General features: G+C 39.3%; 17 protein-coding genes. 14 read left to right on the top strand and 3 right to left on the bottom strand.

All coding sequences use genetic code 11. The features are described from left to right. Positions 1-113 precede the first annotated feature (113 nt). The 10 genes from G7Y56_RS16085 (at position 114) to G7Y56_RS16040 (ending at position 6,763) form a co-directional block, all read left to right on the top strand. The gene (locus G7Y56_RS16085; RefSeq protein ID WP_165045137.1) at positions 114-1,100 is read left to right on the top strand and encodes a hypothetical protein; all 987 of its coding nucleotides are present in this window, start codon (positions 114-116) and stop codon (positions 1,098-1,100) included. 47 nt (positions 1,101-1,147) lie between these two features. Then, entirely contained in the window at positions 1,148-1,687 is a 540-nt protein-coding gene (locus G7Y56_RS16080) for a hypothetical protein (RefSeq protein WP_165045135.1), read from the top strand. Positions 1,688-1,778: 91 nt separating this feature from the next. Next, positions 1,779-2,351 carry a hypothetical protein gene (locus G7Y56_RS16075; protein WP_165045133.1) on the top strand — a complete coding sequence of 191 codons (573 nt, stop codon included), beginning with the start codon at positions 1,779-1,781 and terminating at the stop codon, positions 2,349-2,351. Positions 2,352-2,528: 177 nt separating this feature from the next. After that, complete coding sequence (locus G7Y56_RS16070) at positions 2,529-2,909, top strand: hypothetical protein (RefSeq protein ID WP_165022192.1); 381 nt, start codon at positions 2,529-2,531, stop codon at positions 2,907-2,909. Beyond that, complete coding sequence (locus G7Y56_RS16065) at positions 2,906-3,133, top strand: hypothetical protein (RefSeq protein WP_165045131.1); 228 nt, start codon at positions 2,906-2,908, stop codon at positions 3,131-3,133. The genes G7Y56_RS16070 and G7Y56_RS16065 overlap by 4 nt, the downstream gene beginning before the upstream one ends. After that, entirely contained in the window at positions 3,123-4,856 is a 1,734-nt protein-coding gene (locus G7Y56_RS16060; protein ID WP_165045129.1) for a hypothetical protein, read from the top strand. The genes G7Y56_RS16065 and G7Y56_RS16060 overlap by 11 nt, the downstream gene beginning before the upstream one ends. 8 nt (positions 4,857-4,864) lie before the next feature. Then, a complete protein-coding gene (locus G7Y56_RS16055; RefSeq protein ID WP_165045127.1) occupies positions 4,865-5,230 on the top strand; it encodes a hypothetical protein in 366 nt (121 codons plus the stop codon). Positions 5,231-5,261: 31 nt separating this feature from the next. Further along, positions 5,262-5,768 (top strand): phage holin family protein, encoded by a 507-nt coding sequence (locus tag G7Y56_RS16050; protein ID WP_165045125.1) that lies wholly within the window; start codon positions 5,262-5,264, stop codon positions 5,766-5,768. Beyond that, positions 5,752-6,150: an N-acetylmuramoyl-L-alanine amidase gene (locus G7Y56_RS16045; RefSeq protein WP_165045123.1), complete on the top strand. Its 399-nt coding sequence runs from the start codon at positions 5,752-5,754 to the stop codon at positions 6,148-6,150. The genes G7Y56_RS16050 and G7Y56_RS16045 overlap by 17 nt, the downstream gene beginning before the upstream one ends. Positions 6,151-6,382: 232 nt before the next feature. Then, positions 6,383-6,763, top strand: a complete 381-nt coding sequence (locus G7Y56_RS16040) for a hypothetical protein (RefSeq protein WP_165045120.1) — start codon at positions 6,383-6,385, stop codon at positions 6,761-6,763. A gap of 90 nt (positions 6,764-6,853) precedes the next feature. Here G7Y56_RS16040 and G7Y56_RS16035 read toward each other — a convergent pair whose 3' ends face one another. From G7Y56_RS16035 to G7Y56_RS16025, 3 genes are all read right to left on the bottom strand, one after another. Then, positions 6,854-7,489 (bottom strand): hypothetical protein, encoded by a 636-nt coding sequence (locus G7Y56_RS16035; protein WP_165045118.1) that lies wholly within the window; start codon positions 7,487-7,489, stop codon positions 6,854-6,856. 108 nt (positions 7,490-7,597) lie between these two features. Next, positions 7,598-8,626 (bottom strand): low specificity L-threonine aldolase, encoded by a 1,029-nt coding sequence (locus G7Y56_RS16030; protein WP_165045116.1) that lies wholly within the window; start codon positions 8,624-8,626, stop codon positions 7,598-7,600. Between the two features lie 73 nt (positions 8,627-8,699). Beyond that, on the bottom strand, positions 8,700-9,938 hold the full coding sequence (locus G7Y56_RS16025) for a hypothetical protein (RefSeq protein WP_165045114.1): 1,239 nt from the start codon (positions 9,936-9,938) through the stop codon (positions 8,700-8,702). Between the two features lie 901 nt (positions 9,939-10,839). On the opposite strand from G7Y56_RS16025, the gene G7Y56_RS16020 reads away from it, so the two are divergent. Genes G7Y56_RS16020 through G7Y56_RS16005 form a run of 4 tightly spaced genes read left to right on the top strand, consistent with a single transcriptional unit; the run spans position 10,840 to position 12,624 of the window. Further along, positions 10,840-11,187, top strand: coding sequence for a hypothetical protein (locus G7Y56_RS16020; protein WP_165045112.1), 348 nt, complete (start codon positions 10,840-10,842; stop codon positions 11,185-11,187). A 19-nt stretch (positions 11,188-11,206) separates the two neighbouring features. After that, positions 11,207-11,521, top strand: coding sequence for a hypothetical protein (locus G7Y56_RS16015; RefSeq protein WP_165045110.1), 315 nt, complete (start codon positions 11,207-11,209; stop codon positions 11,519-11,521). Between the two features lie 28 nt (positions 11,522-11,549). Beyond that, positions 11,550-12,110: a hypothetical protein gene (locus tag G7Y56_RS16010; RefSeq protein WP_165045108.1), complete on the top strand. Its 561-nt coding sequence runs from the start codon at positions 11,550-11,552 to the stop codon at positions 12,108-12,110. Further along, the gene (locus G7Y56_RS16005) at positions 12,097-12,624 is read left to right on the top strand and encodes a hypothetical protein (RefSeq protein ID WP_165045106.1); all 528 of its coding nucleotides are present in this window, start codon (positions 12,097-12,099) and stop codon (positions 12,622-12,624) included. Before G7Y56_RS16010 ends, G7Y56_RS16005 begins: the two co-directional genes overlap by 14 nt. Positions 12,625-12,739: the final 115 nt, after the last annotated feature.

Here is a 12,739-nt window from a genome sequence, read left to right as displayed (position 1 = left end):
ATATTCTCTCTGTCATTTCGAACGTGTGTGAGAAATCTTGTTCCGATTCGGAATGACAAATGAGAAGTATTTAATTCAGTATCAATTATTCGTTTAATAAAAAAACAAAGATTATGGAAGCAAACTGTTCAGGAGTATCAAAATCGACAAGTTGCAGAGGAACAAATGTGTATGTTAATTGCTGTTGCCCCGATGATGGAGATGGAGGCGGTCAAAGTGGATTCAAAGGGACAAATGTATATGTAGATTCTAAGAATGAAAGCGCAACAGCCGATGGAACGATAAACAACCCGTTCAAAACAGTTCTGGATGCATTTAAGTATGTCGATTCGAGTGATGAGAATTATATTATCCATATAATAAGTATGGAGTGGGAGGAACGTGTAATCGACTATGAATTAAAAAGTAAAGGTCATTTAGGTGTCGTTGGTTCAGGTCCTTATTGTATAAATCAGAATATCTATAGCTTCGAATCACTATCCCTGAGAGTAAGTGGCGAAAGTTATTTATTTCTAGGAGACATGTCGATAGATACCTTAAATGTATATGGCGCAGAAGGGGCGATGTTAGATAACTTACTATCTGCAAATGTCAATATGTACGATATCCGTAACCGAATTTTTATAAATAATTGTAGGTCTTATTTTAATCCATGCTCTCTTGCTCTGCGTTTCGAGAAGGAAATGAGTTTAATGGCTAATTTGGATATTACAAATTCATCAATAAGCCTTCTAATCAATAATGCTGTTTATTATGGGCGAATGCATCATTGTTATGTTTCTTCGATATCTACAACTTTACCCGAAGGTGCAAATAATTCTTATCCGTTAATCCAGTTAGAGACGCATGGTTGTACTATTGGATACATAGACAACGGGCAAGCTATGGAAAGCTCATATTTTAATTTGGGAGCTACCTCTGTGAATTTCATTACTGAAATATCTGAAGATATGCCGAAAGTGAATATTCATAGTAGCGGTTTTTATACCGAGACTGCGTTTGCTCCGATCAACTATTCTCCCGAAAGCAGATCGTTGACAGCCAATCTCGAAGCAATAGACAAAAAACTGGGCGAACTCCAGGCAGGTCTGGGCGCATAATTATCAAAACATTTTTTTTAACTTATCATTTATAATTCATAGTTACTATGGCAGGGTGTAAATTGACCTCTAATATAACAAAAACGAATTGTCAGTATTCGATAGCCGGTGTAAAAGCCGTCTATCTTTTCAACTACGATTCCAAGCATACATATACTATCGGTGCCGATGGGGTAATCAGTGCAATAACCTTATCAGGAAGCGATAAAGCTTACAAAATCGACTTTATCAACAATACAGCTTCATTCTCCGACGAGTTGGCACAGAATGGCAATGGCGGCAAATACCGCACGCATACATTGAATTTCTCGTTGAGCGAATACGACTACAATATGCTTAATCAGGGCGATGCACTTAGCCTAGGTACATTCACGGCGGTGGTTGTCGACAAGTCGGGGCGAGTAGTGATGCTTGGCAGAAACAATGGACTGAACGCAACAGCATTCAACTATGCTTCGGGAGCAGCCGATGCCGATGCTAACGGATGGACGGTGACTCTGGCAGGGACAGAAAAAGAAATAGCCCGTCTCTTAGAAAGCGAGAGTGTGATTGCGGCAGTTGCCGACGAAACGATTGTAACACCGTAATCTCGGTCGATACATTAACTAATTAGTGAATGAGCAAATGACGGATTTACATCATCGCATTTGCTCATTCCTATATTATCATAACTAACATATGAGTTACAAATTAGTACAAAATATAAAACATACAGATGCTTATAATTCGGGAGGGATCACATCTCTTCATCTGTTGGATATAAAAGGCTTCGAGCATTATATATACAAAGATGACAAGCAGTTCGACGAATGTTTTGTCGATAGTATAGTCGTTTCTCTGCCCTATTCGCGGTTGGATACTGTACACGAAAGCAACTTTGCAGAGACTCACGAGAACGGCGTGTATAAGCAAACGCTTACTACATTCGTCCGTACACTCGAAGGGACTAAACTCTCTAATATTCTGCTGGCTAGTGTGAATAGATACCTTGTCGTGTTCAAGACATCGCAGGGCAAAGGATATACTTTCGGTTCGGATGGTGGCGCTTCTTTATCGTTTACACAGCAAACAGGGCAATTGGGCGAAGCAGCCGGATATACTATCACGATAAGCAAAAACTCTGTTTATCCACTGTTCGAGATAGATGCAGATAAATTCGATAGCGATGTGGAATGGATACTCGAACACGGCTGGTGGAACGATAGTGGCGTATGGATGAGGAATGGTATCTGGCAAACGACAAACAGTTAGCCTTTTCCAACCTTCCCAGTTAGCCCCCTAATCCCCCTAAGGGGGACTTTTGGCTGACGCAAGTTATCATTAAAACAATACAATACTCTTTCTTAATGGCGACGATTCTGTCTCCTCCCCTTGGGGGAGGTCGGGAGGGGCTGCTGGAACTGTTAAGGAGGAACTAACATAACGAATATGCTCTTAAATATAAATCTGAAAGATGTAGAATTAGGCGATTCGGGCGAAGTGGCACGCGATACGATCAACGAGAACTTCGATCTACTTGCCGGTGAGGTCGGCCGCATCAGCGGCTTCCATTGGGCAATGACAATTTATTCTAAAACATATATTGTCCCACTTTTTCCGGGGATGAAGAAAATTGTCTGGGCAGGCGGTTTCGGTCTGAATAAATTGTATGTCAAATCGGTAAAAGATACTGATACCAATTGGCGCGAAGTGTCTCCCGGCGATGCCAACTTCGATATTTCGACCTATGTCCCCAATCTGGGGATGATGATAAAACCCGATTACACAAATCTTGATAATTGTGCAACAATAAATCTTATAATGACATGAAATATACTGTAAAATATAAAAACGAAAATTATACAATAGACGGCAGCAGGCGATTTAGTGAACAAAGTTCCGACGTCAAAATTCTGTGGGCACAACTCGATAAAATACAGCTCGAAGGTTGTCAGACCGCACAGGTAGACAATGCCTCTGTAATAGTTTACGACATGGGAGGTGTAATTGTAAGTATGAACGAAAATGAAATGGAGGTGATATATGGCGAATAACTGGAGAGATATTTATGATGTAGTAACTAATGATTTAATACCAACTCCTCACTATTTCTCAGTTTATGGAAAAAAGGGAGAAGCTTCATTCTCAAAGAACAATCCGGGAGCAGCCAGAGAGTGGGAAGGTAATAGTAAAATATCGGATTGTGCTCTGAGTGCGGGTACATTTGTCGGTCTGGGCAGTACGGGAAGCCTTAGATTCTATGGTATGGGAATGTACTTAACCACAATAAGAGTTGGCGGAGGTAATCATTTTAGGAATTTGACTTTAAAACCCGTCGATCCGAATGCAACCAGTATGTCAATATCCGGAGGAGGATATTATAGAAATGTATTATTTGGTGCAGGCATTAGTGTAAATTATAGCAATGGCTTAATAGCTAACTGTGTATTCACAGGTAGTGTATCAGGTACATACAGAGCGAATAATAATACATATTTAGGAATCTCCTCATTTGCAACATTGCCACCCTATTCGCCCAGTTCTTTATTTCACCGATGTAATATTCCGATCACCAATTTAGACTCATCTAATATCTATCTTGCTTTTAGCAATTGTTCTTATAAAATAGGTAATGAGAGTAGTTATACGCCTTTAGCTACATCTTCGGGAACAGTAGACGAGCTTAAAACCGAATTTGTAAGACGATGTAATGCCGCCGGATTAAGCACAAATACGGCTAAGTTGGCGCAATGGGTGTTCTCAAATACTTCCTGTAATAACAACGGAGAAGTATTGTCAGAAAGTGAAATTCATTTGTTCGGACAGTCTAAAGGGATTTACATAGGTCATTCCCAGCCGATAGAAACAGTGGCTATTAAAGGATTGTTAAGCGAGGAATCGTTTAATGATAAGCAGGGGGAAACAACAAACGGAATAACTGTAATAGATGATCTTATATATACCGATGAAAGTACAGTGGGACGGAAAGGACTCTATACAAAAGAATCTTCTTTGATATTCTTAAACGATGAACTATCTATTACAAGTTTTGATATCGCCCATAACTTACCCACCGAGAATGGGGTGATGCCAAGTGTAAGCGACTTGCTGGTTGCTGCAACCACATCTGGGATTAAAGCCGGTTTTAATTATGTTGTCAGATCGGCTGTAGACGGTATAGAGGCAGTAATTCAATACGATGGCAGCCTTTATTCTTCTATGCTGGATAATAATAATGTACTTATTAAAGGTAATATTTTCAGAGGGGTAGATGGTGTTTCGTCACTGACGATAACAAGCGGAACACCTCAGATATACAGGGTTGTCGATCTGGCTTGTGCTCCTGTTTTGGCGGTTCGCTTTCGTAAAAACTTTATACGATCAGGTATTACCGGCGGAAATCTGACTCCTAATTACTGGTATGTTGTACAGGCAACAGATGCCAATAAAAGCGGCACAGTTACTTATAATGGTGTAACATACCGACATCGAATGTCATTTCTGGCTACTAGCAGTACATCATTTACGACAACTAATGCCAATCTGGCTCAGGCTATCGATGCTAGTCAGAAATATGTTAAGGTAGTATCTGTAAATCCTCTCATTGTTCTGAAAGATTTCAATACTTACGAAATTTTGACAGGGAGCGATGGCGAATTGGTTGGTTCTGCTCATCCCGATTTTGATGCCATAACCAGTGGTATTTCGGGCGTTCGTCCTCCTGTTGTTCCTCCGTTTGGTACATTCTTTCAAATGAAAGTCGGTATAAACAAATAATAGTGAATATGGCAAATGAGGGTTTAAGTAGTATTGGTTATGATTCGGGTTCTGCAGAACCTTTAAGGGGTGTGGAATCCCTATCTCATACGGTTGGAGATGCCGAACCATTGAGGGGAATTGAATCTCTATCGCATAAATCGGGTGAGGCAGAGCCTATAAGAGGCGTACAGTCATCGGCTTACATGATAGGTGAGCCCGAACCATTAAGAGGGATCGACTCCACATCCTATCAGATGGGAGATACAGAACCGTTGAGAGGTGTAAGAGGCACGTCTTATCAAGCTATATTCAGAAATAATTTGGTGGGTATATTGGGCATATCACTAACCGCAGAAAAGGTAAACACAGATCATGGTCAGTATTACAGATAGGGGATATAAGTAACATAAACTAGAAATCAATATGACATTATTCATTCAATCATTCTTAACGGGCGACTTTGTGTCGCTCCGTTTCAAATTGGCTATCGTAGGCATTATGTGGCTCATAGTAGCGATTGCAATTATTATCGACCTGTTTAGTGGAGTGCGCAAAGCCAAAGAACGGGGTGAGATGCGTACCTCGGTTGGTTTCAGGCAGACGGTTACGAAAGTGGTGCAGTATTATGCATTTCTTGCGTTCGCCTTTTTATTCGATTGTATGCTGATGCTTATTCTTTCGGCTTTTGGTGTGGAAGAGGTGAGAGTATTGCCATTTTCGTCGATAGCTGCGTGCTGCTTTCTGGTTTTTATCGAATGGAAATCGTTTATGGAAAAAGCGAATGATAAGTATAAGAAGCAGTTCAACCGCAGTGTTTCCGATTTGGCTACCCTGCTGGAGAATAGGGAAGATTTGTTGCATGGCCTTGTCGAGATAATAAAAAAACAAACTGAAAAACAAAAACAAAACAACGATGAGGAAGATAAATAAAATAATACTTCATTGCTCGGCAACAAGAGAGGGGCAGAGCTTCACTGTGAAAGATATAGATGGCTGGCACAGGCAAAAGGGATATAATAAAATCGGCTATCACTACGTCGTTTATCTCGATGGTACTATACACGAAGGGCGAAAAGAAGAAGAGGTTGGAGCACACTGTTTGAAGCAGAATGCCAATTCGATTGGTATCTGTTACATCGGAGGCTTGGATGCAAAGGGAAATCCTAAAGACACACGTACCGATATTCAGAAAACAGCTTTACAAGAGCTCGTCAATATCCTAAAGAAGAAATATCCGGGTGCAACTGTTCATGGACACAATGAGTTTGCGGCAAAGGCTTGCCCTTGTTTCGATGTGAAGAAAGAATTCTAGTCTTTCCTTCATCTTCTCTCTTCGTCTCTGTCATCCCGAAACGTAGTGAGGGATCTCTCTAGCCTCCCCAACCCCTCCCAAGGAGGGGCTCTTGTATACCCTCTTTGCATTCCTCCCCTTGAGGGAGGTTAGGAGGGGCTATCGTATCGGGATGACAAAGAGAATACAGGGATGGCGAAGCGAATCAAATTATAAATGAAATGTTTTCTATCTATTTAAATCAACTATCAGAATGAAAAATATATTAATCCTGTCGATACTTATCAGCTTCCTGTTAATCAGTTGCAAATCCAAAACAATCTATGTACCCGTAGAATCTGTAAAAACAGAATATAAAGACCGCTTGTATCGCGATTCGGTCTACTTACACGATTCTATTATGATAAAGATGAAAGGTGATACAGTCTGGTACGAAAAGTATAAGACTGTTTATAAGGACAAGTTGGTGCGTGATTCTGTTTTTATAACCGATTCCGTTCAAGTACCTTATCCCGTTATCGAATGGCAGAAAGTAAACAGGCTATCGTCCTTCCAGTCGTTTCAGATATGGTGCGGACGGATATTGTTGATTTTACTGATCGGATATTTCGCGGTGAAAAGAATTGTCAAGTAGTGCTAAATATTCAATGCAATATTTTATCAACATAACTGTCTCTAGTTGTTATGCTTGTCAAAGCAATAAAAAGGTCTGCGACCTTAAGCGTTAGTTTATTTCATTCTTTCTCTTCATTTCCGATTTCAGGTATATCTTCATGGCATTATGCAGTTTCTTCTTTTTCAGTGCCTTCATTGCCTTTTCGTTGCCTGCTACTATTTTTTCGGCCGACTCTATTGTAAGCACACGTATCGAGTCGCCTTTAAGCTGGTAATGCGTCACAAAATTAATATCATCCTCTGGAAAAGGTGCGTATAAATTGAGGCTGCTTGTAGAGAAAGTTTTGAAAGCCCAGTAGCCGCCATTTTCTATACCGCTTATTGTTCGGTTCAATTTCTTTACAAAAATCTCTTTTGTCTGATCGGGTGTAAATGATATTTCGCCGCTTTTATTTTTATAAGTCAGTTTGCTGATTGGCTGGTAGAAAGGTATTTTGATTTTCTTTTTTGTATCTAATGTATCACCATTGAGGTTGACAATATAGAATTTGTATTTCGCCTGTGTTTTTTTCGTATTGCCTATGTCCATTCCTTGTGTTCGAAATCGTCTCATCATATCATTAGTGTACATAGCTTGCTGATGCATACGCATGTGCATAGCTGATACTTGTGCATGGATAGTCGATTGCAGGCTTGGGCAAAGTAATATTAGCAATAAGAGTAGGGTGTGTTTGTAGTTGTACATAATGTTTGTTTTAAGGATAAAGAACAAAGTTAAGGAAAATATATATTGCTTTTAGATTTCGATCTTAATAAAATGCCGCTTGATTTTAAGTCAGGCGGCATTTTTATTTTATCTTATACTCATCAGTGTCTCTATAAACTCGTCCACCGCCTTTTCTTCTGTAGCCCACGATGTTATAAACCGTGCTGCCGAATATTCTGCATCTATCTCTTTCCATATCAGAAATGCATATTTTTCTTGTAGCTTTTCGATAGTTGTGTTTGGTAGAATTGGGAAAATCTGGTTTGTGTCCGATTCTATCAGCATATTATAGCCCAGATCGATAAATGCTTCTCCTATCTTGGCTGCCATAGCATTTGCATGACGAGCCAGATCGAATATCAGATTGCCTTGTAATAATTGATCGAACTGAACACCCATTGTCCGTCCTTTAGCCATAAGCGCTCCTCTTTGCTTAAGGTGATATTTGAATTCGACTTTCAGTCTGTCATTCGTTATAACTATCGCTTCACCGAGTAATGCACCGCACTTTGTTCCGCCGATGTAGAATACATCAGTAAGAGCGGCTATGTCTGCCAGAGTGAGGTCGTTCGACGGGGCAACAAGAGCCATCGGAAGGCGTGCGCCATCCATAAACAAAAGTAGATCGTTAGCTTTGCAGAAAGCGGATAAGTCGGTCAGTTCCTGTTTCGTATAGACAGTTCCCAGTTCCGTAGAATTAGAAATATATACCACCTTCGATTTCACAACATGATGCCCGCGTGCCTTGTTCAGAAATTGGACGATATCTTCGGGGCGAAGTTTACCATCCGCTGTTGCAGCAGCTTCTACCTTATGCCCGGTTGCTTCTATAGCTCCCGTTTCGTTTACATATATATGTCCTGTATCGGCAGCTATAACCGATTCGTATGGTTTGAGCATAGCGCCTAAAACGGTTAGATTGGCGAGTGTTCCTCCGGCTATCATGTGTACATCCAGATGGGGATTGTCGGTCATCTGCCTGATCGCCTTTACAGCATTCAGAGTGTAACTATCATCGCCATATCCGGCTTGTTGTACGAGGTTGCTCTCAGTAAGCGCTCTCAATATAGAGGGGTGGCAACCTTCGCTGTAATCATTTGCAAAACTGTATTTCATATTGTATTATTAAGTTTATACCCAATCTTATATCTTGAAACGCAAAATTAGGTATTTTGTTTATTATCAGAATCTACCATATCCAGTCTATTTCGACGAATAAATCATTTTTATGTATTGCCGTTCCGGCTATGTAATAAGTCACTCCATCGGTAAGGCATTCCGGATGAAGTATGTCTAGCTTATTTAAATCGATATCAGACGCAACCAGCTCCTCTTTATAAAAAAGATTCTGCCCATCGTAAATATAGTGTGTCGGTTTGCCGGATGTATTTCTTACTATTTGCAGATTATTTCTATCTATATTGTCTTTAACTCCGTAATTATTCCGTCTCAATATTCGCAGATATTCTTTATTATCTGTCTCGATATTATTACTAATTTCTTCTTTTTTTATGGCATTGTAATCGATATTGTAGACAGAATATGCGTCATTTAGATTAATAGGGATAATAGCAGTTTTTTGTTTTTGTATAATATAAATCTTGTCCTTATTTGCATACACTCCGTCAGTTATATACTTTAGAGTGTCGGTATAATTATATGCTAAAAGGAAAAGACCTTCTTTATCTTTATAAAAAGATCTTTGCTGATACATATATATTTTGGGTGCAGTATTTTTCAGAACAACCCGTTCTCCGTGCCAATAAGTAATTATGCTGTCGCTTGTATCTGACTGAGACATACTTTGTACCGATTCGGGATTTTGTAATAAATTACTTAATGCTTGTGAATAGAACTTTTTATTTACTAAAAAAATTCTCTGTCCTACAACCACTACTTTTGTTTTAGTATGGTCAACCTCCAATCTAGCAAAGCCACCTCCTGTACCTACCGTACCAACAGGAAATAGAATATGTTGCCCTATTTGTTTTTCCTTGCAATCGAAAAGCATCCTATTTAAAATAAAAGCCTTTGAGTATTTTACCGAGTCGTCTATATTTTTAATGTTAATACGGCTCATTGAATTTTTAGGTAAATAAAAGCCTTCAGTTTTATCATAGTCTTCAGAGTAACCCTTTTCCTGCATTACTACGTTTAGAAATTTGTTGCGTTTTACAGCTACTTCCTGACGGATATACGAAGAATGTCCGTCAAATATAAGGTTGGTCTTGGGTTTGATCTGAATGGAGAAATATCCCTTATCATCGCCTTTAGTATAATTCATGGGGTTGCCTTTTTCGTAAACATATAAAGCAAAAGCCGGTTTTCCTTCGTTGTCCAATACACGACCCTTGACCGTTATCAGCTCTTGGGCAAAAGAAAGCTGTGTTATATTTAGAATAAGAATAAGCGTAAGAAATTGTTTCATTGTGTATTTATTTTTTCTTCTGTACTATTTGGTGTCGTCTCCTAAAACAGTACTATTCTCATTTTCTAGTTTGAAATTCGGTTCGCCAAAGGTATAAATTTCGTCCAATTATTGTGAGTGAGAGATATTTTTTATTGAAGTCGTCTTGACTTTTTGTTTTTCGTATTATTTTGTCATACTGAGGAATTAAGGATCTCGGTTAAGAGATGCTTCACTATTGTTCAGCATGACAAAGAGAGTAAACAAACAAAAAAAACCTTTTGGAAAGTAAAGATGACTTCATTGAGTTTGTTTTATTTAAAAAAATGTCTCTGTTATTCTACATCTCGTCCTTTATCATCGCTTTTTTCGCAGCTGTCATCTTGATACTCGTCTTTGCCATCCCGAACTAAAAGGAGGAATCTGTCTAGCCTTCCCAACCCCCTCCCAAAGCAGCCCCCTAATCCCCCCCCAGGGGGACTAAATACCCGCCTTTGTCATCCCGATACGCAGTGAGGGATCTATTGTCTTTTGATGTTATCAGCCAATAGTTATTAGCCTATTTCAAAACAGATCCCTCACTACGTATCGGGATGACAGAGGCAACGGCAGGTAGCTGCAACTCATAACTTATCATTCATAACTCATAATTATTCCAAACACTCTCTTTGCATTCCTCCCCTAAGGGGAGGTTAGGAGGGGCTACCATTTCAGAATGTCAGCAGCAGTACCCCGTAATCTATAACTATCCAGTGATTTATTATAAATACTATTTAGACTAATTCTAAATGATGCTTATATTGTAAAATATATAGTTCAATATTATACCAATTGGTATTATTAGTGTATATTTGTACTATGTAATTCAATTTAATACTAACTGATGATTGAAGATAAATAATAACAAAGAAAGGAGAGATGAATGGGGGCATTAAAAATCGAATGTTATTGCGACGAAAAGAAAATGAGCGATATTCTTTCAATGGTTGAGAATCATTTGCAAGACTCGGATATAAGAGAGTTATCCGACTTGGATAAAGAGATTGGGGATATACGCATTTGTGTCGATTTCAATACATATATGGATGAGGTGAAGCTGAAAGGAGCGGAGATTCTCGATAGCGATTGGGATTTGCTTTACGAAGATACAGCAGTGTTAAACTCACGACTCAAAAAAGTAATAAGTGACTTTAATGTCAATTGGCATAAAGTTATAGCGCAGGCTTACGATGTGAAGTCCGACAGGTTAAAAGAAATAGGTATATATTAATTCAAAATTGAACTAAATTATGAGTAGAGATGCATTTTATAAACAATTGGAGAATATCTCTGAATCAGGAAGAGGACTAGCAAACGTATTGGAGTCGTATTTCTTTACAGGCAACTTCGAGCATCAGATCGGTCTTATCAGCAATGCTATTCAGGAGATTGTAAATAAAGGGTCGGACGATACGGATCAGAGTCTCGACAATCAGTTTGGTTACACCAATCGCTATATACGCGAATCTATATACGATCTTACCGAATTGCAAAAGTTTCTTACACGTCTGCATATTGTTTATGCCGATTACAAAAAGCAAACGGAATTGTTGGATAAATGTTGAGAATGAATGTGTATAAAGAACGAGGAATATGGACAACATGGAATTGATTGATAAGGCATGGAAATTGAGAGAGCAAGGTGTAATCTCTTTACATGAGCACGACTTGTACAGCTATCTCCTTCACAGGTGTGGAGAGATCGGGCAGAATCCCTTTAGTCAGTCTAGTGGTGTGCTGTGTGCAGTATTGGGTATCAATCGGAATGCATTAGCCGATCGTCGGAACAAATTGTCTGCTCTTGGTCTTATTACATTTAAAGATGGGGTGTCTAAGCTAAAGCCTGCACAGTACTATGTCTGTAAGGCTCCGAGAAGTCAAGTAGCTAATCAATCAAAAAGAAAAGTTACAGATCATCCATCTACGTCTTTTGCAATACCGACATTGGCAGATGTTATTACTTATTGCGCCGAAAGAAATAATGGAATAAACCCTCAGGCATTCTTCGATTTTTATCAGTCGAAAGATTGGTTTGTAGGTAAGAATAAAATGAAAGACTGGCAGGCAGCAGTCAGGACATGGGAGATGAACAAGAAAGAAGAAAAACGAATTATGCCAAAACACGATAATAATATCACTTATGTACAATTTTGATCAGGTATATCACGAGATGGAACGCCATGGGATGAAGCTACCACAATCTAAAATAAAGGTGAAAATAAAAAATGCGCAGCAGGTTCTCGAAAGTGCACTGATTTATTTCCTGAAGCGCGAAGATAAGGATATGATCTGGTTGCCCGAATATGATGAGGTGGTGGATTGGCTAAGCGATAACCAAGGGCGGGGTCTGTTTCTTTACGGACAATGTGGGCGGGGAAAAAGCCTTTTAGGCAGAATGGTATTGCCTGCAATCCTTCTGAAATTCAGCCAGAAAGTGGTGTCCGTTTTCGACATGCAGGACATGAATAGCGATGTGGATTATGCCTTGTCGAAACACCTTATCAGTCTCGATGATGTGGGCACCGAAGAGCAAAGTGTGAAGTATGGGCAGCGCCGGTGCGCATTCGACGAAATAGTGGATGCTGCCGAAAAATACAATAAATTGATTCTGATTAGCAGTAATCAATCGGTAGACAATCTTCGTGAGCGCTATGGTTGTATAATATAATTGAAAAGTAGTCCACTAAAATAATTGAAAAGTATACCACCGGTTAAGTAAAATCCGCTAGAGCTTCTAATAAAGCCCTGCATTTTACTAACAAATATTAACATTATAAATTCCT

This window comes from Dysgonomonas sp. ZJ709, assembly GCF_011039195.1.
Taxonomy (GTDB): domain Bacteria; phylum Bacteroidota; class Bacteroidia; order Bacteroidales; family Dysgonomonadaceae; genus Dysgonomonas.
Note: the sequence above shows the minus strand (reverse complement) of the source record. Positions and strands in the feature narration are given on the sequence as shown.

Bases quoted from the DNA above. Each gene is read 5' to 3' on its own strand.
- G7Y56_RS16040 (WP_165045120.1), top strand. From the start codon at position 6,383: ATGAAAAATATATTAATCCTGTCGATACTTATCAGCTTCCTGTTAATC.
- G7Y56_RS16030 (WP_165045116.1), bottom strand. From the start codon at position 8,626: ATGAAATACAGTTTTGCAAATGATTACAGCGAAGGTTGCCACCCCTCT.
- G7Y56_RS16025 (WP_165045114.1), bottom strand. From the start codon at position 9,938: ATGAAACAATTTCTTACGCTTATTCTTATTCTAAATATAACACAGCTT.
- G7Y56_RS16050 (WP_165045125.1), top strand. From the start codon at position 5,262: ATGACATTATTCATTCAATCATTCTTAACGGGCGACTTTGTGTCGCTC.
- G7Y56_RS16005 (WP_165045106.1), top strand. From the start codon at position 12,097: ATGTACAATTTTGATCAGGTATATCACGAGATGGAACGCCATGGGATG.
- G7Y56_RS16070 (WP_165022192.1), top strand. From the start codon at position 2,529: ATGCTCTTAAATATAAATCTGAAAGATGTAGAATTAGGCGATTCGGGC.
- G7Y56_RS16045 (WP_165045123.1), top strand. From the start codon at position 5,752: ATGAGGAAGATAAATAAAATAATACTTCATTGCTCGGCAACAAGAGAG.
- G7Y56_RS16035 (WP_165045118.1), bottom strand. From the start codon at position 7,489: ATGTACAACTACAAACACACCCTACTCTTATTGCTAATATTACTTTGC.
- G7Y56_RS16075 (WP_165045133.1), top strand. From the start codon at position 1,779: ATGAGTTACAAATTAGTACAAAATATAAAACATACAGATGCTTATAAT.
- G7Y56_RS16020 (WP_165045112.1), top strand. From the start codon at position 10,840: ATGGGGGCATTAAAAATCGAATGTTATTGCGACGAAAAGAAAATGAGC.
- G7Y56_RS16085 (WP_165045137.1), top strand. From the start codon at position 114: ATGGAAGCAAACTGTTCAGGAGTATCAAAATCGACAAGTTGCAGAGGA.
- G7Y56_RS16055 (WP_165045127.1), top strand. From the start codon at position 4,865: ATGGCAAATGAGGGTTTAAGTAGTATTGGTTATGATTCGGGTTCTGCA.
- G7Y56_RS16080 (WP_165045135.1), top strand. From the start codon at position 1,148: ATGGCAGGGTGTAAATTGACCTCTAATATAACAAAAACGAATTGTCAG.
- G7Y56_RS16065 (WP_165045131.1), top strand. From the start codon at position 2,906: ATGAAATATACTGTAAAATATAAAAACGAAAATTATACAATAGACGGC.
- G7Y56_RS16010 (WP_165045108.1), top strand. From the start codon at position 11,550: ATGGACAACATGGAATTGATTGATAAGGCATGGAAATTGAGAGAGCAA.
- G7Y56_RS16060 (WP_165045129.1), top strand. From the start codon at position 3,123: ATGGCGAATAACTGGAGAGATATTTATGATGTAGTAACTAATGATTTA.
- G7Y56_RS16015 (WP_165045110.1), top strand. From the start codon at position 11,207: ATGAGTAGAGATGCATTTTATAAACAATTGGAGAATATCTCTGAATCA.